The following is a 23815-nucleotide window of genomic DNA, read 5'->3' on the forward strand; positions in this document are numbered from 1 at the left end:
CCCGGGTTCCGTCAACCTGTGGGGCGGATTGGGGGCCGTAGAAGGTGCCGCCGCAGACATCGCGAAGAGCACGTCGGCTCGTCGTCTCGCGAGGCAGAGGAGCGCTTGGGTGCGGTGCTTTCCTCGAGCGATCTTCTTGTCGTCGTGGCCCGCGAGACCGGGTCGGCCAGGGCCGCGAACGCGGACAGGAGGAAGGCGCGTTTGAGCTGCTTGTTTCCCCGGCGGGAGGACTGTTCTGCGCGGATCGAGGAGCCCGAACTGCGGGTCGCCGGGGCGAGCCCGGCGCAGGTAGCGAGGTGGGCTACGGTGGGGGAACTGCCGTGGCCGACGTCGATGAGGATCCTGGCTCCGGTCCTGACGCCGATGCCGGGCATGGACGTCAGGACCTTGGAAAGAGGGTGCTCCTCCAGCCGTTGCTCGATCCTGGTGGCGAGGAGTTTGCGCTGGTCAAGGACGGCTTGGAGCGAGCTGGCGAGACCGGAGACGATCAGGGCGGCCGCGTCCGTGCCGGGGACGGCGACGGTCTGTTCGTCGAGCGCGGAGAAGACCGACCAGTCGGTCGGCCATGTGCGGGGCCTTCGGGCCTATCAGGTTGACCAGTCGGCGTCGTCCGGCCGTACGGATCAGGGCCGGGGAGCCGAACTGGTTCAGCAGTCTGAGGACGGCCGGGTGATGGATGCGCGGTCCCAGAACGCGTTCGAAGTGCGGGTGGATCTGGGTGAGCATGCCGCGCAGCCGGGTGCTGATGCGGGTGGCCTCGCCGGCCAGGTCGTCGTCGAAGCCGACGATCACCTCCAGCTCGGCGACAGTCTCGTCCTCCAGTTCGATGGAGCGGAGTGTGTAGGCATGGACCGGGCGGCATCGGCGATGACGAAGGCGTCGCGGGCGTCGGTCTTGCCCTCGCCGGCCGCCGGGACAGAGGTCGGCGATCCGGCGCGTCGTGAGCCCGGGCAGGTAGGCGACCTGGAAGCCCAGGTGGCGTGCCACCGCGATGGGCAGGGCGCCGATGGAGGCCGACTGGTCGACGAACATTAGGACGGTGCCGTGTTTTGCCTGCAACTTCGCGAAGACCTCGCGGAGTTCGGGCTTGCTGTTGGGCAGCCGCTTGTCAAAGGCTGGCCTACTTCCCCGTCGGGGTGACGGCGGTGGCAGGAGGGGGGACCTCCAGCGCAGCAGCAGGCAGACAGCACCAAAAAGCAGTGCCAACAGCAGAGAGCCGGGGCGGTTGCCCCGGCTCTCCGGTTGGTCAGATCACTGCATCACGGCCATTGCGAGGGCACGCCGCGCGCGGAGGGTGGCGCGTTCGGCCCGGCGCTGGAGGCGGCGCGCGGACATCAGCCGCAGCGCCCTCCGTTCTGATTCGGCCTCGTGCAGCCTGTTCTGTATTTGCGCTCTCGCCAGGCTTTCTGGCATGAGTTGCATGTCGCGGGTCCTGTTCTGACGGACGACTGTCGCGTCGGAGTGGGTGCGTGCGGTGGTCTCGTGGATGGGTGTCATCGTCGGGTCCTGCTTCGTGAGGTGGCGCGTGCGGGGGTCCAGCGCCGACGGGCTGTCGATCGTTCCGGCAACCGCCTTGCGGCGGGCGGGCGATCCATGACGACGGGAGCTCATGCCGTCACCGGGTTCTTACGCGGACGGCCCCGCGGACGCTTCCGCGGAACGACGACGCCCTGGACGAACAGCTCGCCGCCCCAGACACCCCAGGGCTCACGGCGGTCCTTGGCGCCGGCGAGGCATGCCTCACGCAGCGGGCAGGTCTGGCAGAGGGACTTCGCGTACTCGACGTCCGCGGGGGACTCGGCGAAGAAGACCTCCGGGTCGTAGGAGCGGCAGGGCACATCGACGCCGAGCCGCTCGATGGCGTCGTCGAGCTCGGTGAGGGTGATCTGCGGGGCAGTCAAGGGGTCCTCCGTGGTGAGATCAGGCGGGAGAGAAGGCGCGGGGCGCAGCGTGTCGGGGTGCGTCTCGGTGTGCACTGCGGTTCTTCCTGTCTGTTGGGTGTCTGTTGTCGTGTCGGGCCGGCTGGTGGCCGGTCGGGGCAAACAGAAGGGCCGCGGATCCCGATGTGGGTTCCGCGGCCCTGGAAGGTGCCGACCTGATCTTGCCGATCAGGCTGGATCTCTCCAGGGTCGGAGGCCACGGAAGGCCCACATCGTGTAGCGCTGCTTCTTCTGGCGTCCTTCGCCGGCACCGTTGGCCGCGGAGCCGCTGGCAAAGGCTGCTGCCTGTGCAAGTGCTGCTACCTCGGGTGCCTTGGTCGGTCGCTCATTGCCGACCGGCGTGACGCCGGACAGACCGGTGCCGTGGAGGCGGGAGCCGAGCAGGCAGGCGGAAATGACCGAGTGATCGGTCATTTTGAGCTGGGAAATGATCGTGGCCACTGGTCTCGCCTCCTCTCGGCGTCTCGGGGACCTGCCGCCAGGCCGGTCCGGAAATGTTCAGGACTAAGTACAGCATGGAAGAGGCGGAGCGAAAAGGCCCGCCCTCTCCATGTCCGGAAGGCTATGAGGCTCCATGCGGCGCGCGCAAACTATTTTTCGCGGCTTTCTGTCACAGCTTCTGTGACAGAGACCGAACGACCCTCGGCCGCAGGTCACTCGCGCTGCTCAGCGTCCTGTTCGGAGCCTGCCGGAAGCTCCTCGCCCGCGCACAGGGCGAGCACGTCGGCACCGAACTGCTGGAGCTTGCGGGTGCGGACGCCAGAGATCCGGGAGAGCGCCGCCTCGTCGCCGGGGACGGTCTCGGCGATGGCGAGGAGGGTCTTGTCGGTGAAGACGCAGTAGTCCGGCTGTCCCAGCAACGCGGCCTGCTGCGTGCGCCATTGCTGCAGCCGTTCGTACAGCACCTCGTCGAGCTCCGATGGGCAGTCCTCGCAGCGCATCAGCTTGACCTCGCCGGGGTCGGTCAGCGAGCGCCCGCACACCCTGCAGCGCGCCGGGGCTCGGCGAATCCGCTCGCGGCTCCCGGCCGGTCCGCGCCCGGCCCCGCCGCCGCCGGTGACGCTGCCGCTGACGGCTCCGGCCGGGGTGGCGCCCGCGCTGGTGCCGGGGCGCAGGCCCTTGAGGAAGCGGCTGGGCTGTCGGCTGGGGCGGCCGCCAGGGGAGCGGGCGAGGGCCCAGGAGAGAGTCAGGATGCGGCGGGCGCGGGTGATGCCGACGTAGAGCAGTCTGCGCTCTTCCTCTATCTGCTCGTCGGTCTTGGCGTAGGTGATCGGCAGCATGCCGTCGGTGAGACCCACGACGAAGACGGCGTCCCATTCCAGGCCCTTGGCGGCGTGGAGCGAGGCGAGGGTGACGCCCTCGACGGTGGGGGCATGCTGGGCTCTGGCCCGTTCGTCCAGCTCCGCGACCAGGTCGGAGAGGGTCGCCCCGGGATGCGCTGCGGCGAAGTCCACGGACAGCCGCACCAGGGCTGCCAGGGATTCCCAGCGGTCCCGGACGGCTCCCGATCCGGCGGGGGCCTGCGAGGTCCAGCCCTTGGTGCCGAGGACGGCACGGACCTGGGAGGGGAGGTCGACGGCGTCGTCGAGCAGCGCGTCGTTCCCGCCGGCGCGGGCTGCTCCGCGCAGCACCACGAACGCCTCGCGCACTTCGGGCCGTTCGAAGAAGCGCTCCGCGCCGCGGAGTCGGCAGGGGACTCCTAGGTCGGCGAGGGCCTGTTCGTAGATCTCGGACTGGGCGTTGATGCGGTAGAGCACGGCGATCTCGCTGGCGGGGACGCCGGAGCCGATGAGGTCCCTGACGCGGCGTGCGACGCCCTCGGCTTCGCCCGGTTCGTCGGCGAACTCGGCGCAGACCGGGTCGGGGCCGGGCTCGCGCTGGGAGACGAGCTCCAGGCGGTGTTCGGCGGCGCGGCCGCGGGCCTGGGCGAGGAGTCCGTTGGCGAAGTGGACCACCTGGGGGGTGGAGCGGTAGTCGCGGACGAGTTTCACGACCGTGGCGCTTGGGTGTCTGGTGCGGAAGTCGAGGAGGTGGTCGGGGGTGGCGCCGGTGAAGGAGTAGATGGTCTGGCTGGCGTCGCCGACGACGCACAGGCTCTCTCGCTCGCCTACCCAGAGCTCCAGCAGCCGCTGCTGGAGGGGGCTGACGTCCTGGTATTCGTCCACCACGAAGTGCTGGTACTGGCCGCGGACTGTTTCGGCGATGTCCTGGCGGTCCTGGAGGATGCCAACGGTCAGCAGCAGCACGTCCTCGAAGTCGATCATTGAGCGCTCGCGTTTGAGCTGCTCGTAGAGGGCGTAGATGCGGGCGATCTCGGCCGGATCGCGGGGGGCTTGGCGGCCTGTCTTCGCAGCGGCGGCCGAGTAGTCCTCGGGCACGGTCTGGGTGACCTTGGACCACTCGATCTCGCTGGTGACGTCCCGCAGCTCGCTGCGGTCGAGCCGGATCCGGCAGCGGGTGGCGGCCTCGCCGACCAGCGGGGCTTTGCGCTCCACCAGCAGGGGCAGTTCGCCGCCGACCGCGCGGGGCCAGAAGAACTGGAGCTGGCGCAGCGCAGCGGAGTGGAAGGTGCGGGCCTGGACGCCTTGGACGCCGAGCTGGCGCAGTCGGCCACGCATCTCACCGGCGGCGCGCTGGGTGAAGGTGACGGCCAGCACCCCGGCGGGGGGCAGGATGCCGGCGCGGACGCCGTAGGCGATGCGGTGGGTGATGGCTCTGGTCTTGCCGGTGCCCGCACCGGCCAGCACGCATACCGGACCGTGCAGGGCCGTCGCCACCTCGCGCTGCTCGGGGTCGAGCCCTTCGAGCACCGCATCGGGAGAGTCGGGCACCTGCGGGAAGAGGGTGGAGTCCGTTGCTGCTGTCACCCCGCCATGCTGCCAGCCCTGCCGGGAGCTGTGGCGCGGCTGTCCACAGCCCGGCCCCATTAGTCATACAACTTTGTCCTCGGGCTTCCCTCTCCGGTTCTTCCTCCGGCTGCCCTCTCCGGTTCCTCCTCGGGCTTCCCTCTCCGGTTCCTCCGGCTTCCTTCCTGCCTCTCCCTCCGGCTTCTTCTCGGGCGAGGGTGCCCCCGGGGGGAATGCCGCAGGGCTGTCGTGCGTTCACTGGACGCACCGGACGAGACGAAGGAGCAATGGAGAAAATGGCGGGCACTGTGACGATGTACAGCACCACCTGGTGCGGCTACTGCCGTCGGCTGAAGGGCCAGATGGAGCGCGAGGGCATCGCGTACACCGAGATCAACATCGAGCAGGACCCGGAGTCGGCGGTCTTCGTCGAGAAGGCGAACGGCGGCAACCAGACGGTGCCTACCGTCCTGTTCCCCGACGGCTCGACGCTGACGAACCCCTCCCTGGCGCAGGTCAAGGCGAAGATCGGCGCCTGAGCCCTGTCGGGGCCGCCGCACACGGCCCCGCGGGCCGGGCTCGCCGTCTCAGTCGTGGCGGCGCGGCTGCGGCAGCGGCTTTCCGTACCAGCGTTCGACCAGGCGGGCCGCGATGGAGATCCCCGAGGGCGGAAGCACCTCGCCGGACTCGATCGCGGCCCGCAGGTCGTCGCGGGAGAACCAGCGGGCTTCTTCGATCTCGTCCCCGTCGACCTCGATGCGGGGCGAGGTGGCGCGCGCCATGAAGCCCAGCATCAGGCTGGAGGGGAACGGCCAGGGCTGGCTCGCGATGTAGGTGACGGGGCCGACGGCCACGCCTGCCTCCTCGGCGACCTCGCGGCGCACCGCAGCCTCCAGGGATTCGCCCGGCTCGACGAAGCCCGCGAGCGTCGAGAACCTGCCCTCCGGCCAGTGCACCTGGCGGCCCAGCAGTGCGCGGTCCTGGTCGTCGGTGACCAGCATGATCACCGCGGGGTCGGTGCGCGGGTAGTGCTCGGCACCGCAGGCAGGGCAGCGGCGGATATGTCCTGCCGCCGCGATGAGGGTGCGCTCGCCGCAGCGGGAGCAGAAGCGGTGGGTGCGCTGCCAGTTCTCCAGGCCGATGGCGTGCACCATCAGTTCGCTGTCGCGGTCGGAGAGCAGGACGCCGGCCTCTCGCAGTCCGGCTGGGCGGGCGATGTCGTCCATCCTGCCAGGCAGTGAGTCCTTCTGGAGCGCGAAATAGCGCACGCCTTCCTCGTCGATGCCCAGGAAGTAGCGGTGGGCTTCGGTGAAGGGCGCATCGAAGGACGGCATCATGACGAGTTCTGTTGTGCCGTCCCCCTTGTCCTCGATCAGTGCCTGTCCGCCGGAGACCACGAACACGCGGGTGCTGGGGTGGCTCCACGCGGCTGCCAGCCATGCCTCGTCCAGCCGGTGGTGGGAGGCGCGGTCGATGCCTCCGGTGCTGGTGAGGCTGAGGGGCCGGGTGGTGGCGGACGCTGCCGCGGCGGTCTCGTCGGCGGAGCCCACAGTGCCGGCGGAGCCCGCAGTGTCGAGGCTTCCGGCAGTGTCGGGGGTTCCAGCAGCCCCGGCGGGGCCGGCGGTCTCGTCGTCGGTGCGGTCGGTCGAGGTCGGGATGGTCACTTCTGCTTCCTACTCCCCCTGGGTCGGGGCTCCCCGCCCGGCGGCCGGGTCAGGGGGCGGTTGGCGAGCGTTGGTGAGTCGGTCGACGGGCGGCTCCGGGGACCGGCCTGGCGGGCGCGATGCGGGGTCAGTTCGCGCTCCAGGATGCAGGTCGGTTCGCGCTCCAGTGTGCCGCGAGGTCCTCCCACAGGTACGCGGCCGTCTCGGCGCCCTTGAACAGCAGATCGAGTTCGATCTTCTCGTTGGGGGCGTGCCAGCCGTCCGAAGGGACCGAGATTCCGAGGAACAGCACGGGCACGCCGAGGGCGTCCCGCAGGTCGGCGGCGGGGCCCGAGCCGCCCTCTCTGGTGAAGCGGATCCGTTTCCCGAAGGCGCGCTCCATGGCCCGGGTGAGCGAGCGCAGTGCGGGGTGGTCGAGCGGGGTGAGGCAGGGCCGGGTGGCGCCCCAGAAGGTGATCTCGTGCCGGATGCCTGCGGGGAGTCCGGCGGCGACCCATTCGCGGAGGGACTGCTGGATCTTTTCCTCGTTCTGTCCCGCGACGGTACGGAAGGACAGCTTCAGCTCGGCGTGGGCCGGCACGATCGTCTTGCCGCCGGGGCCCTGGTAGCCGCCGCTGATGCCGTTCACTTCGGCCGTGGGGCGGGCCCAGACGCGCTCCAGTGTGGTGTAACCGCGCTCGCCCAGCGTGGCCCGCGAGTGGGCGGTGCGCAGCCAGGCTTCCTCGTCGAAGGGCAGTTCGGCGAAGAGGGTGCGTTCCTCGTCCGTCAGCTCCACCACCCCGTCGTAGAAGCCCGGGAGGGTCACCCGGCGGTCCTCGTCGTGGAGTGCGGCGGCGAGCCGGGCCGCCTCGGTTGCCGGGTTGGGTACGGCGCCGCCGAAGGAGCCGGAGTGCACGTCCTGGCCGGGCCCGTACAGGTCGATCTGGCAGTCGGTGAGTCCGCGCATGCCGGTGCAGACAGTCGGGGTGTCCTCGTTCCACATGCCGGTGTCGGAGACGACGACGGCGTCGCAGGCGAGGCGCTGGGCGTACGTGCGCAGCAGTGCGGGGAAATGCGGGGAGCCGGACTCCTCCTCGCCTTCGATCAGCAGCTTGATACCGATGGCCGGTGCGGTGCGTCCGGTGGTGGCCAGGTGTGCGCGCAGGCCCAGGGTGTGGAAGAGCACCTGCCCCTTGTCGTCGGCGGCGCCGCGCGCATACAGGCGTCCGTCGCGCTCCTCGGGTTCGAACGGTTCGCTGTGCCAGCCGTCGGTGCGTACGGCGGGCTGGACGTCGTGGTGGCCGTAGACGAGGACGGTGGGCGCTGCCGGGTCGTCGGAGGGCCACTCGGCGAAGACGGCGGGCGCGCCTTCCGTCTCCCAGATCTCCGTGACGGGGAAGCCCGTTTTGCGCAGGGTGGCGGCGAGCCAGTCCGCGCTGCGCCGGACGTCGTCCGCGTGCCCCGGGTCGGCGGAGACGGAGGGTATGCGCAGCCAGTCGGCCAGGTCGACCAGGAAGGCGGAACTCTGGTCCTGGATGAAGGTCCGGACTGCGCTGTCCGGGGCAATACTCATGCCATCGAGCCTAACGGGCCCGGGGTGGTCAGCCGTCGGCCGGATGACTTGCCTGATCGTCCGGGGCAGCCTCGCCCAGCAGCAGCCGCTCCAGTCCTTCCCGGTCCGGCAGCTCCTGGGGCCGCACGAGTTCGCCGCTGCGTACGTACAGGAATGCCGCGCTGACCGCAGACAGCGGCACGCCTTCCTGTTCCGCCCAGGCGAGCCGGTAGACGGCGAGCTGGAGCGGGTCGGCGTCCTGGCCGCGGCCGGTCTTCCAGTCGACGATGTCGAACGTCACACTCCCGTCCGGGGCGCGGTCCCGGTAAACGGCGTCGATCCGGCCCCGGACGACCCGGCCGGCCAGGACGAGCTGGAAGGGTGCCTCGACGCGGTAGGGCGTGCGCTGCGCGTAGGGGGTACGTTCGAACGCCTCCTTGAGGGCGGCAAGATCACGCTCGTCCGCGATGTGTGGCGGCTCACCTCCGTAGGGGCCCTCGCCGTCCGCGCCGGGCAGTTCGTCGGGGCCGAGCAGGGGCAGCGGCAGCTCCTCGAAGCGGGACTCCACCCAGGCGTGGAACCGGGTGCCCCTGCGCGCTGCGGCAGGCTGCGGGGGGCGGGGCATGGGGCGGGCCAGCTCCCGCGCGAAGCCCTCCGGGTCGGCGGCCAGACGCAGCAGCTGGGAGGCGCTCAGCGAGCGCGGCAGTGGTACGTCCCGCACCGCCGTGCGGGAGCGGCGCAGCTCGTCGGTGAGTGCCTCCAGGTCGCGGTCCCAGGCGGCTGCCAGCCGGGCCTCCTCCGGGGTGAGCTCTTCCACGGCCGGGTCCGCCGCCGGGTCCGTCTCTTGGCCCCCTCCCCGGTCCGCCTCGTGCTCCCCCGCCAGATCCGTCCCTTGGCCCGCCGCCAGGTCCGGCTGCGCTTCGCCGGCCGCTGCTTCCAGGTACGACTGCACCCGTTCCGCCGCCGCACGACGCAGCGCCAGCGCGTTCTCGTCCAGGGGAAGCGGCCAGACGCGTTCCTCAGCGGGCTCCTCCAGTGCGGGGTTGGCCGCGCCCTCCTCCGGGGGCTCCGCCCAGTGTTCGACCTCGCCGTGCGCCGGGTCGGCCTCGCAGTGGGCGCGCAGGGCCTCCAGGAAGGCGGAGGGGCCGCGCGGGCGCTTCTGTGAGGGGCCCCACCAGTGGCCCGAGCCCAGCAGCAGGCTGCGCGGGCGGGTGAAGGTGACGTAACCGAGCCGGAGCTCCTCGGTCGCCTGATGGACACGCAGTGCGTTCTCGTGCTCCTTGAGGCCCTTGGCGTTCCACTCGGGCCGGGACGGCAGCGTGGCGGCGTCGCCGCGCAGCGCGTACGGCAGCACCTTGGGCTGGGTGAGCCAGGTCTCGCGCGCCTGCTCGCTGGGGAATTGCTTGGCGACCAGGCCCGGCACCGCGACCACGTCCCACTCCAGCCCCTTGGACTTGTGCGCGGTCAGTACCTTCACCGTGTTCTCTCCACCCGGCAGCGAACTGTCCAGCCCCTTCTCGTACTGCACAGCAGTACGCAGAAAAGCGAGGAAGGCCAGCAGCGTGGCCTCACCGTCCAGCGAGGCGAAACCCGCGGCGATGTCGAGGAACTGGCCGAGCGTCTCGCGCCGCCGGGCCGCCACCGCGTGCGGGGAGGCGGCCAGCTCGACCTCCAGCCCGGTGGCGGTCAGCACCCGGTGCAGTACGTCCATCAAGGGGTCGGCCAGCGAGCGCCGCAGGTCGCGCAGTTCGGCGGCGAGTCGTGCGAAGCGCACCCGTGCCTCCGCCGAGAAGGGCAGGCCGTCGTCGTAGCCGTCGGCATCGAGGAAGGTGTCCAGGGCGTCCGACAGGGAGCGCAGTTCGGTCGGGTCGGCGCCCTCGACGGCCGCGGCCAGCCGCTCGTCCGGGTCGTCACCGGCGCGGTCCCGCTGGTGTGCGACGAGCAGCGCGGCACGGCGTCCCAGCAGTGCCAGATCTCGGGGGCCGATCCGCCAGCGCGGTCCGGTCAGCAGTCGCACCAGTGCGGCGTTGGCTGTGGGGTCCTGAAGCACCTCGCAGACGGCGACCAGGTCGGCGATCTCCGGCAGGTGCAGCAGTCCGGACAGACCGACGACTTCGACCGGCAGTTCACGCTCCACCAGAGCGCCCTGGATCTCGGCGAAGTCGGTGGCACTGCGGCACAGCACGGCGATCTCGCCGGGCGGCGTGCCGGTGCGCACCAGATGTGCGAGGGAGTCGGCCAGCCAGGCGATCTCCTGGGACTGGGTCTCCAGGAGCGCGGCCCGCACCCGCCCCTCCCCCTCGGCGCCGGGTGCGGGACGCAGCGCCTCGACGCCCTCATGACGCTCGCGCAGTGGTGCGGCCAGCCCGTTGGCGAGGTACAGCAGTCGGCCGCCGCTGCGCCGGTTCTCGCTCAGCGACTGGCGGCGGGCCGGGCTGCCGTCGGCGTGCGGGAAGTGGTGCGGGAAGTCGTCCAGGTTGGCGACCGAGGCGCCGCGCCAGCCGTAGATCGCCTGGCAGGGGTCGCCGACCGCGGTGACGGGATGGCCGGTGCCCTGTCCGAAGAGTCCGGCGAGCAGCACGCGCTGTGCGACGGAGGTGTCCTGGTACTCGTCCAGCAGTACGACGGAGAACTGCTCGCGCAGCGCCCGGCCCACCTCCGGCATACCGGCGAGCCGTGCGGCCAGCGCGATCTGGTCGCCGAAGTCGATCCGCTCCTTGGCCTGTTTACGGGCGCGGTACTCCTCCACCAGGCCGAGCAGTTCGTCCCGGGCCCGCGTCGCCTGGGGCACCTTGCGCAGTTTTTCGTTCGTCAGCCGGGCGCCCTGCAGGCCGGCGAGGAGCTCCGCGTTGTGTTCGCGGAGCTGTTCAGGGGTGACGAGGTGTTCGGACAGCTCGGCGTCGAGCGCGAGCAGGTCCTCCACGAGCGCCGGAACGGACTTGGTGAGCGCTTCGAAGGGGCCCTGGGCCGCGCGCAGTACCCCGGCCGCGAGCTGGAAGCGGGTGGCGTCCGCCAGCAGCCGTACGGTCGGCTCGATGCCCAGGCGCAGCCCATGCTCGGTCAGCAGCCGTCCGGCGAAGGCGTGGTACGTGGAGATCTGCGGCTCTCCCGGCTCGTCACCGTCGAGGACGCCGCCGGGCGCCACCGGGTCGGGGTCGGTCACTCCCGCGCGCAGCAGCGCCTTGCGTACGCGTTCGGACAACTCGCCGGCTGCCTTGTTGGTGAACGTCAGCCCCAGGACGCGGTCGGGTGCGACCTGTCCTGTGCCCACCAGCCAGACCACGCGGGCTGCCATGACGGTGGTCTTCCCCGAGCCGGCACCGGCCACGATCACCTGCGGAGCGGGCGGCGCGGTGATGCAGGCCGTCTGTTCCGGGGTGAACGGGATACCCAGCAGCTCGGTGAGCTGTGCGGGGTCGGTGAGCTGTGCGGGCACTCGTAAGACGCTAGCGCTCGCGGCTGACAGATCACCCCCGGGCCGGAGGAAGCTGCCACCCGGCGCCCGCTCCCCCGCCCGAGGCCGCCCGACGCCCCGCGCGACGCCCAGCCCGACGCCCCGGGGGCCTACTCGACGATCTGGCGGCCCTCGGGGCGGGCGGAGCAGGCCGCACGGAAGGCGCAGTGCGTGCAGTGCTGGCCCGGCGAGGGGGTGAAGCGTTCGTCGAGGACCCGTGCCGCCGCGGTCGCCAGCAGCTCGCCCACCCAGTCGCTGCCCGGAGCGCCCTCGGACTCCGGCGTCCCGGAGCCAGGCGCCGTGGATTCCGGCACCGCCTCCTGGCGCTGGACGACCGGCAGTGTGTCCCCGCCGTCGCGTTGGGCGGCACCGAGCCGCAGCTGCACCAGCTCGGCCCCGCCCGGCTCCGGGCGGGACCCGTCGAAGAGGGCGTCGGCCGCGCCTTCCCGTACGGCGAGCTGGTAGACGGCGAGCTGGGGGTGGCGCTCGACCTCGGGCCCGGTGGGGCGGGTACGGCCTGTTTTGAAATCGACCACATACGCGCGCCCTTGGGCATCGCGTTCGACGCGGTCCATGCTGCCCCGGATGCGGACGGCGTTCTCCCCCGCGCGCAGCGTGACGTCGAATCCGTGTTCGCTGCCGACGAGCTCACGGCCCTCTCCGCGCTCCATGACGTGCCAGCGCAAGAAGCGCTCCAGGGCGGCGCGGGCGCTCTCCTTCTCCTGCTGCGACTTCCACGGCGCGTCGAAGGCCAGCCCGTCCCAGACCGCGTCCAGCCGCTCCATGAGGACCGACAGGTCCGCGGGGCTGCTGCCCGAGGCCACCTCGTCGGCCAGCACGTGCACCACGTTGCCGAAGCCCTGTGCGGCAGTGGCCGGCTCGTCCGCCTTGACCTCCCGGGCCAGGAACCACTGCAGGGAGCAGGTGCGCGCAAGCTGCTCCAGTGCGCTGCCGGACAGTGCGACAGGTGCGTCCCGTTCGCGCAGCGGCACGCTGGAGCGCGTCAGTTCGGCCAGCCCCCACCAGCGCTGCGGGTGTGCTGCGGGAACGAGCGGATAGCCCTCCTCGTCGCGCTCGGCAGCGAGCCGGGCCAGCCGCCGCGCGGCCGCGTCCCGAAGCGCGGGCGAGGCTGCCGGGTCGACGGTGGTGGCGCGCAGCTCCGCGACCAGTGCGGGCACCGACAGCGGGCGGCGGGGGCGGCTGCCGACCGGCTGCGGCTCGACACCCAGTTCGGTCAGGAACCGTGAGGGCTGGTCACCGTCCTCCGCCTGGGCGCGGACCGCGGTGACCACGAGGCGTTCCTTGGCGCGGGTCGCGGCGACGTAGAACAGCCTGCGCTCCTCCGCCAGCAACGCCCCTGGGGACAGCGGCTCGGCGATGCCGTCCCGGCCGATGCGGTCCGCCTCCAGAAGGGAGCCGCGCCGCCGCAGATCGGGCCACAGGCCCTCCTGTACCCCAGCGACGACGACCAGCCGCCACTCCCGGCCCTTGGCACGGTGCGCGGTCATCAGCCGTACGGCGGCGGGCCGCACCGCGCGCTGGACGAGGGTGTCGGCGGCGATGTCCTGGGCTTCGAGTTCGTCCAGGAAGTTGAGCGCTCCCCGGCCGCCACCGCGCTCCTCGGCGCGCGCCGCGACGGCGAACAGGGTGCAGACGGCGTCCAGGTCGCGGTCCGCGTTGCGGCCTGACGGACCGCCCCGGCGTGCGGCGCGCTCCAGCCGGACGGGCCAGCTGGTGCCGTTCCACAGCTCCCACAGGGCTTCCTCCGCCGTGCCGCCCCCGGCGAGCAGTTCGCGGGTCTTGCGCAGCAGCAGCCCGAGGCTGTGGGCGCCCTCGACGGACCTCCCGGCCGGTGCCGAAGCCGTGGCACCGGAGTGCGGGGTGTGGGCGACCAGCCGTTCGGGCTCGGCGAGGGCTTCGGCCAGCAGAACGTCGGAGGGGCGCGGCACCCTGGTCCCGGCCGCACGCTCCTCCTCACGCAGCGCCCGCCCGAGGCGGCGCAGGTCTGCGGCGTCCATGCCGCCGAGCGGCGAGGTCAGCAGCGTCAGTGCCGTCTCCGTGCCGAGCACCGTGTGCTCCTCCAGCGCACCGGTGGCCGCCACCCGCAGTGCCGTCAGCAGGGGTGCGACGGCAGGCTCGTGGCGCAGCGGCACATCGTCGCCGTCCACGTCCACCGGCACCCCGGCGGAGATGAGGGCACGCCGTACGACGGGCAGGGAGCGCCCGCCCGCGCGCACCAGTACCGCCATCTCGCCCCAGGGGAGGCCGTCTTCGAGGTGGGCGCGGCGGAGCAGGTCTGCGATGTTGTCCAGCTCGGCGCCTGCTGTCGGATAGGTGAAAACCTCGACCCGACCGCCTTGTGGGCCCGCGCTTTCCGTGCGGTCGGGCTGCGGTGCCGGCCGGAGAGCGCGGTGGGCGCGGACGGCCTCGGCGGGGAGGCGGGTGAGCGGCATCCGGGCCGTCAGCTCACGGGAGGCGGCCAGCAGCCGGGCACCGGAGCGCCGGGCCGTACGCAGCACGCGGACGGGCGCGGGGGCGCCGGAGCGCTGCCGGAACGTGTGCGGGAAGTCGAGGATGCCGTTCACGTCCGCGCCACGGAACGCGAAGATCGACTGGTCCGGGTCGCCGAACGCCACCAGGGTGCGTGCCCCGCCGCCCGCCAGCGCACGCAGCAGCCGTACTTGGGAGGGGTCGGTGTCCTGGAACTCGTCGACATAGATCGCGTCGTAGGCACCGTGCAGCCGGGCCGCGACCTCCTCGCGCCGGGTGAGCAGGACGGCGCGGTGCACCAGTTCGGCGTAGTCGAGCACCCCCTGCATATCCAGTACGTCCAGATACTCGGCGAAGAACCCGGCCGCGGCCCTCCAGTCGGGACGGCCCGCGCGCCGGGCGAAAGCGTCCAGGGCCGCAGGGCCAAGGCCCAGCTCCCGGCTGCGTGCGAGCACGGCCCTGACCTCGTCGGCGAAGCCCCTGGTCGTCAGACAGGCGCGCAGTTCGTCGGGCCAGCCCACCGGCGCCCGGCCCTGGCGCTCCAGGGCGAGCTGCCCTTCGAGCAGTTCTCGGATGTGCAGGTCCTGTTCGGGCCCGGTCAGCAGCCGCAGCGGCTCGGCGAACAGATCGGCGTCCTGGTGTGCGCGCACCAGCGCGTAGCAGTACGAGTGGAACGTCGTCGCCTGGGGAGCGCGTGGTACGCCGCCGACGGAGCCCGCGCGGGCCGCCTGGCGGGGCAGCCGGGCGGGGCGCGCCACCTGTGCGAGCCGGTCCGTCATCCGGTCGCGCAGGTCGACGGCGGCCTTGCGGCTGAAGGTCAGCACCAGGATGCGCTCCGGGTCCGTGCCCTCCCGCACGCGCGCCGCGACCGCCTCGACGAGGGTGGTCGTCTTGCCGGTGCCGGGGCCGGCCAGAACGAGCAGTGGGCCGTCACGGTGGTCAACCACAGCGCGCTGCGCCGCGTCAGAGGCAGGGAGATCGACCCGTTCGGCCAAGGAGCGCACCAGCCGGTACGCACCGGGCTCGCGGGACCGCTGGTGCGCTTCGGCAGTAAGGGAGGGACTCACGTGGATCGCCTAGGGGGAGGTCTGTGCGGAGTGGTGCAGACGCTACGCCAGCGCACACACGTGTCGCAGCGCATCGCTCCTGCACCCCGTACGGCTGCTGTACTCCGTACGGACTGTCCAGCGCATGGGGCCTGTGGGCATGGCGGAAGCTGGGAACTGTGAGGAGCCGCAGCGCGACGTCAACGGGCCTTCCCGTCCCAGCGGGCCCGGCGTATGTCGATGCGCGGGATGTGCCCCTGGCGGCGGGACGCGGCGGTGGGCTCGCGCAGCGGGGTGCCCTCCGCGTGATAGTGCCCCAGGGCCTCGCGCTCCTGCCCCGGCAGTGGTACGCCGTCCGCGCGCACCACACGCCACCACGGGACCGCGCCGCCGTACAGCGCCATCACCCGCCCCACCTGGCGAGGGCCGCCCTCCTCCAGCCACTCGGCGATGTCCCCGTAGGTCATCACCCGGCCGACCGGGATCAGCTCGGCCACCTCCAGTACGCGCTCCGCGTAATCGGGCAGGGGGTCCCCCTGGCCGAAGGCCGCTGGAGGGGGCACGTCCGTCGCACAGGGCGTGGCGGGGCCGTCGGGCAGCTCCTCGTCTCGGGGATCTCCAGGCATGCGGGCCATGGTGCCGCATGCCACCGACAGCGGGGGACCGTTGTCCACAGGCACCCCCGAACGGTCGTTCCCGGACGGTCCCGAACGGCTGCCGATTCGTCCCTCAGATCCCCGGAATGCACCCTCGTGGTCCCGGCGAGCCTTCCCACATGCCACCATCTTCCGGGCGGTGACGAGTGATACGGGACCAGGACGAGACGGCAGCAGAAGGACAGCGGCACGGTGACAAGCCCCACAAGGAGGGCGCACCCGCCGCCGACAGCGCTGCCCGCCCCGCCGGGGACGCCGAGCAGGACTCCGGACAGGAACACGGACAGGATTCCGGACAGGAACCCGAGCAGGAAGCCGGGCAGGACTCCGGACCGGAACCGGGTCAGGAACCCATGCGGGAATCCGGACAGGACTCAGGCCAGGAACCGGCCGGGAAGGCGTCCGACGGTGCCGCGGCCGGGGACGACCCGGCCGGGGAAAGCTCGGCCGGGGACGACCCGGGCGGGGAAAGCTCGGACAAGCCGGACGAGGAGCCGCCCCCCGGCGAGCAGCCGGAGGCCGGCGCGGAGGGGGACCGTATCGAGATCGAGAGCGATGAACCACTGCTCTCGGCGCGGGTGCACCGCCCCTCCGATCTGCTGCGGACGGTGCTCGGGCTGCTGGGCATCGCGCTGGTGCTCGTCATCGCCAACTTCGCGCACGGCACCACCGCCGGGCTCGAACAGGACATCGACAAGGGCACGGCGGAAGCGCCCGACCTGCTCATCAGCCTGACCGGGCTGGCGTCCAGCATCGCCGTGCTGCTCGTACCCGTCGCGTTCGCGATCGAACGGCTGATCAAACGGGACGGGCTGCGGATCGCCGACGGCGTGCTGGCCGCCGTACTCGCGCACGGCGCCTCTCTTGCCGTGGACCTGTGGGTCGCCCAGGCGGCGCCCGACTCGATCCGGGACGCGCTGACCAAGGCCATCACCCCGCAGGACGCCACCACCCCGGTGCACAGCTATCTGGCTCCCGTCATCGCCTATATGACCGCTGTCGGCATGGCGCGCCGCCCCCGCTGGCGGGTGGTGCTGTGGGGCGTGCTGCTGCTGAACGCGACCGCGGTGCTGGTGCCGGGCTACACAACGGCGTTCTCCATCGTCGTCACCATCCTGATCGGCTGGACCGTCGCTTACGGCACGCTGTACGCGGTCGGTACCCCGAACGTCCGACCGACCGGACAGACGCTGCTCGCGGGACTGCGCAGGGTCGGTTTCAAGCCGGTCAGCGCGCTGCGGGTGGAGGACGCCAGCGAGGCCGACCGGCGCGACCACAACGACCGGGGACGCCGCTACCGCGTGACCCTGGAGGACGGCCCGCCCCTCGATGTCACCGTCGTGGACCGCGAGCAGCAGGCGCAGGGTTTCTTCTACCGCGTCTGGCGCAGACTGGCGCTGCGCGGCATCACCCAGCGGCGCAGTCTCCAGTCGCTGCGGCAGGCACTGGAGCAGGAGGCGCTGCTCGCCTACGCGGCCATCTCCGCGGGCGCCAACGCGCCCCGGCTGATCGCCACCTCGGAGCTCGGCCCGGACGCCGTGATGCTGGTCTACGAGCACATCGGTGGCCGCAGCCTGGACGCGCTGCCGGACGAGGAGATCACCGACGAACTGATGCGCACGACCTGGCAGGAGGTCAAGGCGCTCCAGTCGCGCCGTATCGCACACCGCAGGCTGGTGGGGGACGCGCTGCTGGTGGATCGTTCCGGCGCCGTCTATCTGACGGATCTGCGCGGCGGTGAGATCGCAGCCGGTGATCTGATCCTGCGGATGGACATCGCGCAGCTGCTGACGACGCTGGGGCTGCGGGTGGGCGCCGAGCGCGCCGTGGCAACCGCCGTGGACGTGCTGGGCCCGGACGCCATAGCGGACAGCCTGCCGCTGCTCCAGCCCATCGCGCTCAGCCGCAGCACCCGTACGACCCTGCGGCGCCTCGCCAAGGAGCGCGCCCAGCGCGAACGCGAGGCCGTCATCGAGGCGTCCCGCGCCCGCAGGAGCGCCAGGCCCCGGGACGAAGCCGCGGAGCAGGCGGCCGGAGGGCGCGCACACCGCAAGTCGCTGCGGGCGGAGAAGAACGCCGAGAAGAAGGCGATAGACGAGGCGCTGGAGGAGGCCCGCGAGGAGGATCTGCTGGCCCAGATCCGGCAACAGGTGCTGCGGATCAGGCCGCAGGCGCCCATAGAGCCCGCACGGCTGGAGCGGATCAGGCCGCGCACCCTGGTCAGCTTTATCGCGGGCACGCTGGCCGCCTACTTCCTGCTCACCCAGCTCTCCCAGGTTCCGCTCGACAAGGTGCTCGGCGCGAACTGGGCCTGGGTCGGCGGCGCGGTGCTCTTCTCCGCTCTGACCTATGTCTTCGCGGCGATGGCGCTGCTGGGTTTCGTCCCGGAGAAGGTCTCCTGGTGGCGGACCGTGCAGGCACAGGTGGCGGGCTCCTTCGTGAAACTGGTCGCCCCTGCGGCGGTCGGCGGTGTCGCGCTGAACGCCCGTTTCCTCCAGCGCGCGGGGGTGCGGCCAGGACACGCGGTGGCGAGCGTGGGCGCCTCCCAGCTGTTCGGGCTCGGCAGTCACATCACCCTGCTGATGCTGTTCGGCTACATCACAGGTACCGAGCACACGCCCACCCTCTCGCCGTCCCGCGCGGTCATCGCCGGTCTGCTGACGGCTGCGGTGCTCGTGCTGATCGTCACAGCGGTGCCCGCGCTGCGCCGGTTCGTCTCTAACCGGGTGCGCTCGCTGTTCGCCGGTGTGGTGCCCCGGATGCTGGACGTGGTGCAGCGCCCGCAGAAGCTGCTCACCGGCCTGCTGGGGATGCTGCTGCTGACGCTGGCGTTCGTGATGTGCCTGGACGCGTGCGTACGGGCCTTCGGCCATGAGACGAGCTATGCGAACCTCGCCGTCGTCTTCCTGACGGCGAACGCGCTGGGTTCGGCAGCGCCCACCCCGGGCGGGCTGGGCGCCGTGGAGGCGGCACTGATCGCCGCGCTGATCGCCTTCGGGGTGCCGAAGGAGGTCGCGACGCCCGCGGTGCTGCTCTTCCGGCTGCTGACGCTGTGGATGCCGGTGCTCCCCGGCTGGCTGTCGTTCACCCAGCTGACCCGCAAGGGCGCGCTCTGACAGAGCCGCTCGAGGGCGCCTTCCAGCACGCACTCCCGCCTCCCAGCAGGCACGCCGACAGCCCGCCGCGAAACCACCCGTACGCACCACGCAGCGCGCCAAGGGGCGGCGCACGTCCGCACGATGAACGTCCCACCGTCTGTCGGGAGGACGTCCATGCGCCATTCCCGCTCCCTGCGGCCGGGTGCCGCCCTCGTAGCGGCGCTCACAGTGACCGCTGCCGTGACGAGTGGCTGCGGCGGCGACTCGGACAGCACCACAAAGGGCGAGGCCCGGCCGAGCGGCGAGACCAGCCCGGCCGCTTCGAAGAGCGCCTCCCGCTCCCCCTCGGCGCCGTCCACCAGCTCCTCCTCCGGCGGCACGTCCCAGGACCACGGCCCCGCCCTTCCCGGCTCCCTCACCGGGCAGAGGCCGCACTGGTCGCCCTGTCCGGCGCCGAACGCGGCACAGGGCACCGACGCCGGTTCTCCGTCCCCGCTGCCGGGAGGCGGGCGCTGGGAGTGCGCGAGGCTGCGGGTGCCGATGGACTACAGCAAGCCCAAGGGCCGGACCCTCGGGATCGAGATGATCCGCGCCCGCGAGCGCAAGGGCGGTGGCAAGCGCATCGGCTCGCTGCTGTTCAACTTCGGCGGCCCCGGCGGCTCGGGCGTCGCCACTCTCCCGTCCTTCGCCGAGGACTACGAGAAGCTGCGCGGCCGCTACGACCTCGTCAGCTTCGACCCGCGCGGGGTGGGCCGCAGCGAGGGCGTCAGCTGCCTGAGCAACAAGCGGCTGGACGCCTATTTCGCCGCCGACTGGACGCCGGACACCGACGCGGAGGAGCGTCGCCTCTTCACCCGCCAGGAGACCTTCGCGAAGGGCTGTGAGAAGCGGGCGGGCGCGCTGCTGCCGCACCTGACGACCGAGAACACGGCGCGCGACCTGGATCTGATGCGGCATGTGCTCGGCGACCGGAAGCTGCACTACTTCGGTATCTCCTACGGCACCGAACTGGGCGGCGTTTACGCACACCTGTACCCGCGGCATGTGGGCCGCGCCGTCTTCGACGCCGTGGTCGACCCCAGCTCGACACCGGCGCAGGGTTCGCTCAGTCAGAGCAGCGGATTCCAGCTGGCGCTCGACAACTTTCTCGAGCACTGCACAGCACGCGGCGAGGACTGCCCGGTCGGTGAGGACCCCGCGGAGGGCAAGGAGCTCATCACCGACCTGCTGGCCGATCTGGACGCCGAACCGATGCCCACCGACAGCGGCCGCAAGCTCACCGAGGCACTGGCCGAGGGCGGCATCGCCCAGGCGCTGTATGCCAGGGAGACCTGGGATCTGCTCACCCAGGGGCTGGAGGAGGCACTGGTGGACAGCAACGGCTCGACGCTGCTGCTGCTCGCCGACGCGCTCAACGGGCGCAACCAGGACGGCACCTACAGCACGCTCCAGTCCGCGCTGACGGCCATCAGCTGCGCCGACAACAAGGAGCGCTACGGCATGCGGCAGATCAAGGGCAAGCTGCCCGACTTCGCCGAGGCGTCCCCGGTCTTCGGCCCGATGTCCGCCTGGGGGCTGACCTCGTGCCACGACTGGCCGGTCCGCGGCAGGTGGACGACACCTCCGGTGCGGGCCTCGGGCTCCGACCCGATCCTGCTGGTCGGCACGACAGGCGATCCGGCCACCCCGTACGGAGGCACGCGGGCGATGAAGAAGGAGCTGGGCGACGACGTAGCGGTGGAGGTCACCTACAGGGGCGAAGGGCACGGCGCGTACGACAGCCGGAACGCCTGCGTGCGCAAGGTGGTCGACGGCTATCTGCTGCGCGGCCGGGTGCCGAAGGACGGCACCGGCTGCCGCTGACCGGACAGCGCGAGGGGTGGCACGGTCGGCCCCCGACCGTGCCACCCCTCGGCGTCGATGCTCAGTAGACCGGCTTGTCGGGCTCGATCTGGTGAACCCAGCCGATGACGCCGCCGCCGACGTGCACGGCGTCGGCGAACCCGGCGCTCTTCAGCACGGCGAGGACTTCCGCGGAGCGGACACCCGTCTTGCAGTGCAGGACGATCTTCTTGTCCTGCGGCAGGTCCTGGAGCGCGTTGCCCATCAGGAACTCGTTCTTGGGGACCAGCCGCGCGCCGGGGATCGAGACGATCTCGTACTCGTTCGGCTCCCGCACGTCGATGATGTCGACGCTCTCGCCGTCGTCGATCCACTCCTTGAGCTGCTTGGGAGTGATGGTGGAGCCCGCGGCGGCCTCCTGCGCCTCGTCGGAGACGACACCGCAGAACGCCTCGTAGTCGATGAGCTCGGTGACCGTGGCGTTCGGGCCGCAGACCGCGCACTCGGGGTCCTTGCGGACCTTGACCTGGCGGTAGTTCATCTCCAGGGCGTCGTAGATCATCAGGCGGCCGACCAGCGGGTCGCCGATGCCCGCCAGCAGCTTGATCGCCTCGTTGACCTGGATCGAGCCGATGGAGGCGCACAGCACACCCAGCACGCCGCCCTCTGCGCAGCTCGGCACCATGCCGGGCGGCGGGGGCTCCGGGTACAGGCAGCGGTAGCACGGCCCGTGCTCGCTCCAGAAGACGCTGGCCTGGCCGTCGAAGCGGTAGATCGAGCCCCATACGTACGGCTTGTTCAGCAGCACGCAGGCATCGTTGACCAGATAGCGGGTGGCGAAGTTGTCCGTGCCGTCCACGATCAGGTCGTACTGCGCGAACAGCTCCATCACATTGGAGGAGTCGAGCCGCTCCAGGTGCAGGTTGACCTGGGTGTACGGGTTGATCCCCAGCACCGTGTCCTTGGCCGACTCCGCCTTCGACCGGCCGATGTCCGACTGGCTGTGGATGATCTGCCGCTGCAGGTTGGACTCGTCGACCTCGTCGAACTCGACGATGCCCAGCGTCCCGACGCCGGCGGCCGCGAGATACATCAGGGCGGGCGAACCGAGGCCGCCCGCACCCACACACAGGACCTTCGCGTTCTTGAGCCGCTTCTGACCTTCCATCCCGACATCCGGGATGATCAGGTGACGTGAGTACCTGCGGACCTCGTCGACGGTGAGCTCGTCGGCTGGCTCGACCAGGGGTGGCAGTGACACGGAGACTCCGATGGTCGGTGGGACGTGCGGGAAGTCACCCGCCCGGGGGCGGGCTGTTCCTCTCGTAACACTGCCATGGGCTATCTCATTCCGAGACACCTGTTCCAAGACACGAGACGATCGCGTCCCAGTAGCCGGGCAGCGCCGCCCACGGGTCCTGGCCCCTGGCCCGGGTCCGGTCCGTGAAGCACACAGTGCCGGCGCCCTGCCAGCGGGCGATCCGCAGCGCCTCCTCCAAATGCGTACGCGGCAGCGAGTGCACCAGATGACAGAAGCGCTCGGCGGGGTATGCGGCCGTCCACTCCTCGGCCCGGGACCAGCGGTAGTCCGCCCAGCTTCCGGTGTAGGTGACGAGCTGGTCGGCGCACTGCAGATACTCGGGATGCGGGTGGCTGTCGTGAGCCAGCACCAGATGTCCACTGCGCACCTCTCCACAGTGGGCGCGGCCATTGTGCCCGGTTCCGCCGTCGGCACCGCCGCACAGGGCGCGCAGGGTGGCGGTGAGGCGCTGGACGTGCCCCAGCCGGCCAGGGTCGCCGGGACAGTGCGCCAGGCAGAAGCCGTCGACCCGGTACCAGTCGAGGAACCGGTGCGCCTCGGAGACCAGCTCACCGAACGTCCGCGTGCCGTCTCGCATGTCGAGACGGCCGAGCACGGCGACGCCCGCGGACCGCAGCGCGGCTGCGGCAGGGGCACAGAAGGGGTCGGGCCGAGCGCCCGGTCCGTCTGAAATATCCAGCACCACCCAGTGCAGCGGGCCCGCGTCACAGCCGGGCTCGGCGCCGGCGCCGAGCCCGGGACGGGAGAGCTCCGCCCACTCCATGGGCGCCAGCATCGGATGAGCACAGCCCGGCACCCCGAGCCCCAGCCGCTGCCGGACGGCCCCACTGCTGTCACCGGCCGGCCGGACCTGCCCCGGAGGTGTCGTCAGATACGGCATGCCGCCTCCATCCAGATGTCGGCCAGCGACTCCTCCAGGCCGATCCGGGGCCGCCAGCCGAGCCGGTCGCGCGCCGTGCGGACATCCGCCTGCTGCCAGGCTCCGCAGCCGTCGGGATACGGATACGACGCGGGCTGCGGAGGGTGCACCGGGGCGGCCTGACTGCCGTGGTTCTGCGCCGGGATGACAGGGGTGTTGCCGACCGGCCTGCCTGCCAAGCCGTCCGGGCCTGACGCGACACCTGCCGGATGGCCCTCTCCTGCCCCCTGCCCCGGCCCGCCACCCTGCTCGTGCACGGCCCCCGCGTACCCGGCGACGCGGGCCAGCAGCGAGGCGGCGTCCCGCAGCCGCACCGCCCTCCCGGTGCCGATGTTGACGATGCCCTGCGCCGCCGACAGGGAAGCTGCGTGCACGGCCCGCGCGACGTCCCGGACGTCCACGAAGTCGCGCTGCACGCTCAGCCCGCCCAGCTTCAGTTCGCTGTCGCCCTGCTGCATCGCCCGCCGCATCGCCTCCGCGACCCGCCCCAGGGGCGAGCCCGCAGGGGTGCCGGGGCCGATGGGCGAGAAGACCCGCAGCACGACGGCGTCCAGCCCGGAGGCGAGTACCAGTTCGGTGCCCGCCAGCTTGCTCACCCCGTACGGCCCTCCCGGGCGCGGTGCCGCGTCCTCGCCGGTGGAGGAGCCGATCTGGGAGGGCCCGTACTCGGCGGCGCACCCGACGTGCACCAGGCGCGCGCCACAGCCACTGCGGCGCAGCGACTCGCAGACGGCCGCCGTGGCGACCACGTTGTGCCGGATCAGTTCGCGCCCGTTGCCCCTGGTGGTCCCGGAGCAGTTGATGACGACGCCCGGGTGGACGGCATCCAGGAAGCGGGTGAGGGCGCCGGGGCTACCGGTGGACAGGTCGAAGCGGACGTCCGCCTCGTCGCTCCTGCCGAGCGCGGTCAGCTGCACGGCGGGGTCGGCCAGCAGCCGGTCGGCGATGAAACGGCCCAGGTATCCGCTGGCGCCCAGCAGCAGCACTCTCATCGTGCGACCTCCACGG

At 71.7% G+C, this 23815-nt stretch carries 17 protein-coding genes; 3 read left to right on the forward strand and 14 right to left on the reverse strand.

Annotation, left to right across the window (positions count from 1 at the left end):
- Positions 1-11: 11 nt before the first annotated feature.
- The 6 genes from ACTWQF_RS02400 to ACTWQF_RS02425 form a co-directional block, all read right to left on the reverse strand.
- Positions 12-374, reverse strand: a complete 363-nt coding sequence (locus ACTWQF_RS02400; protein ID WP_443276556.1) for a transposase — start codon at positions 372-374, stop codon at positions 12-14.
- Positions 375-447: 73 nt separating this feature from the next.
- Positions 448-1206, reverse strand: coding sequence for an IS110 family transposase (locus ACTWQF_RS02405; RefSeq protein ID WP_443276557.1), 759 nt, complete (start codon positions 1204-1206; stop codon positions 448-450).
- Positions 1207-1251: 45 nt separating this feature from the next.
- Positions 1252-1611 carry a hypothetical protein gene (locus ACTWQF_RS02410; protein ID WP_443276558.1) on the reverse strand — a complete coding sequence of 120 codons (360 nt, stop codon included), beginning with the start codon at positions 1609-1611 and terminating at the stop codon, positions 1252-1254.
- Positions 1608-1976, reverse strand: a complete 369-nt coding sequence (locus ACTWQF_RS02415) for a WhiB family transcriptional regulator (RefSeq protein WP_443276560.1) — start codon at positions 1974-1976, stop codon at positions 1608-1610. Before ACTWQF_RS02415 ends, ACTWQF_RS02410 begins: the two co-directional genes overlap by 4 nt.
- 132 nt (positions 1977-2108) lie before the next feature.
- Entirely contained in the window at positions 2109-2381 is a 273-nt protein-coding gene (locus ACTWQF_RS02420) for a hypothetical protein (RefSeq protein ID WP_443276561.1), read from the reverse strand.
- A gap of 212 nt (positions 2382-2593) precedes the next feature.
- Complete coding sequence (locus ACTWQF_RS02425; protein ID WP_443276563.1) at positions 2594-4867, reverse strand: ATP-dependent DNA helicase UvrD2; 2274 nt, start codon at positions 4865-4867, stop codon at positions 2594-2596.
- 215 nt (positions 4868-5082) lie between these two features.
- Here ACTWQF_RS02425 and ACTWQF_RS02430 point away from each other — a divergent pair, with 215 nt between their 5' ends.
- The gene (locus ACTWQF_RS02430; protein WP_443276565.1) at positions 5083-5325 is read left to right on the forward strand and encodes a mycoredoxin; all 243 of its coding nucleotides are present in this window, start codon (positions 5083-5085) and stop codon (positions 5323-5325) included.
- 48 nt (positions 5326-5373) lie between these two features.
- Here ACTWQF_RS02430 and nudC read toward each other — a convergent pair whose 3' ends face one another.
- The 5 genes from nudC to ACTWQF_RS02455 all read right to left on the reverse strand — a co-directional run bounded on the left by nudC (position 5374) and on the right by ACTWQF_RS02455 (position 15597).
- Positions 5374-6336 (reverse strand): NAD(+) diphosphatase, encoded by a 963-nt coding sequence (gene nudC, locus ACTWQF_RS02435; protein ID WP_443277543.1) that lies wholly within the window; start codon positions 6334-6336, stop codon positions 5374-5376.
- A 241-nt stretch (positions 6337-6577) separates the two neighbouring features.
- Positions 6578-8002: a dipeptidase gene (locus ACTWQF_RS02440; protein ID WP_443276567.1), complete on the reverse strand. Its 1425-nt coding sequence runs from the start codon at positions 8000-8002 to the stop codon at positions 6578-6580.
- A 28-nt stretch (positions 8003-8030) separates the two neighbouring features.
- Complete coding sequence (locus tag ACTWQF_RS02445) at positions 8031-11417, reverse strand: ATP-dependent helicase (protein WP_443276569.1); 3387 nt, start codon at positions 11415-11417, stop codon at positions 8031-8033.
- A gap of 128 nt (positions 11418-11545) precedes the next feature.
- Entirely contained in the window at positions 11546-14992 is a 3447-nt protein-coding gene (locus tag ACTWQF_RS02450; protein WP_443276571.1) for an ATP-dependent helicase, read from the reverse strand.
- 179 nt (positions 14993-15171) lie between these two features.
- The gene (locus ACTWQF_RS02455; RefSeq protein WP_443276573.1) at positions 15172-15597 is read right to left on the reverse strand and encodes an MGMT family protein; all 426 of its coding nucleotides are present in this window, start codon (positions 15595-15597) and stop codon (positions 15172-15174) included.
- Between the two features lie 176 nt (positions 15598-15773).
- Between ACTWQF_RS02455 and ACTWQF_RS02460 the strand changes: the two genes are divergently transcribed.
- Positions 15774-18743, forward strand: coding sequence for a flippase-like domain-containing protein (locus tag ACTWQF_RS02460; protein ID WP_443276575.1), 2970 nt, complete (start codon positions 15774-15776; stop codon positions 18741-18743).
- 156 nt (positions 18744-18899) lie between these two features.
- Positions 18900-20588, forward strand: a complete 1689-nt coding sequence (locus tag ACTWQF_RS02465; RefSeq protein ID WP_443276577.1) for an alpha/beta hydrolase — start codon at positions 18900-18902, stop codon at positions 20586-20588.
- Between the two features lie 61 nt (positions 20589-20649).
- On the opposite strand, the gene moeZ is transcribed toward ACTWQF_RS02465, so the two are convergent.
- From moeZ to ACTWQF_RS02480, 3 genes are all read right to left on the reverse strand, one after another.
- Positions 20650-21828, reverse strand: coding sequence for an adenylyltransferase/sulfurtransferase MoeZ (gene moeZ / locus ACTWQF_RS02470; RefSeq protein WP_443276578.1), 1179 nt, complete (start codon positions 21826-21828; stop codon positions 20650-20652).
- A gap of 85 nt (positions 21829-21913) precedes the next feature.
- Positions 21914-22768: a spherulation-specific family 4 protein gene (locus tag ACTWQF_RS02475; RefSeq protein ID WP_443276580.1), complete on the reverse strand. Its 855-nt coding sequence runs from the start codon at positions 22766-22768 to the stop codon at positions 21914-21916.
- Positions 22756-23799 carry an NAD-dependent epimerase/dehydratase family protein gene (locus tag ACTWQF_RS02480; protein ID WP_443276582.1) on the reverse strand — a complete coding sequence of 348 codons (1044 nt, stop codon included), beginning with the start codon at positions 23797-23799 and terminating at the stop codon, positions 22756-22758. Before ACTWQF_RS02480 ends, ACTWQF_RS02475 begins: the two co-directional genes overlap by 13 nt.
- Positions 23800-23815 lie beyond the last annotated feature (16 nt).

The organism is Streptomyces sp. 8N114 (assembly GCF_052245835.1).
GTDB lineage: Bacteria > Actinomycetota > Actinomycetes > Streptomycetales > Streptomycetaceae > Streptomyces.

What these genes read in the sequence shown, in the direction of transcription:
- ACTWQF_RS02400 (WP_443276556.1), bottom strand. Translation starts at nt 374, where the DNA reads ATGCCCGGCATCGGCGTCAGGACCGGAGCCAGGATCCTCATCGACGTC.
- ACTWQF_RS02410 (WP_443276558.1), bottom strand. Translation starts at nt 1,611, where the DNA reads ATGAGCTCCCGTCGTCATGGATCGCCCGCCCGCCGCAAGGCGGTTGCC.
- ACTWQF_RS02425 (WP_443276563.1), bottom strand. Translation starts at nt 4,867, where the DNA reads ATGGGGCCGGGCTGTGGACAGCCGCGCCACAGCTCCCGGCAGGGCTGG.
- ACTWQF_RS02430 (WP_443276565.1), top strand. Translation starts at nt 5,083, where the DNA reads ATGGCGGGCACTGTGACGATGTACAGCACCACCTGGTGCGGCTACTGC.
- ACTWQF_RS02440 (WP_443276567.1), bottom strand. Translation starts at nt 8,002, where the DNA reads ATGAGTATTGCCCCGGACAGCGCAGTCCGGACCTTCATCCAGGACCAG.
- ACTWQF_RS02455 (WP_443276573.1), bottom strand. Translation starts at nt 15,597, where the DNA reads ATGCCTGGAGATCCCCGAGACGAGGAGCTGCCCGACGGCCCCGCCACG.
- ACTWQF_RS02465 (WP_443276577.1), top strand. Translation starts at nt 18,900, where the DNA reads ATGCGCCATTCCCGCTCCCTGCGGCCGGGTGCCGCCCTCGTAGCGGCG.
- ACTWQF_RS02475 (WP_443276580.1), bottom strand. Translation starts at nt 22,768, where the DNA reads ATGCCGTATCTGACGACACCTCCGGGGCAGGTCCGGCCGGCCGGTGAC.
- ACTWQF_RS02480 (WP_443276582.1), bottom strand. Translation starts at nt 23,799, where the DNA reads ATGAGAGTGCTGCTGCTGGGCGCCAGCGGATACCTGGGCCGTTTCATC.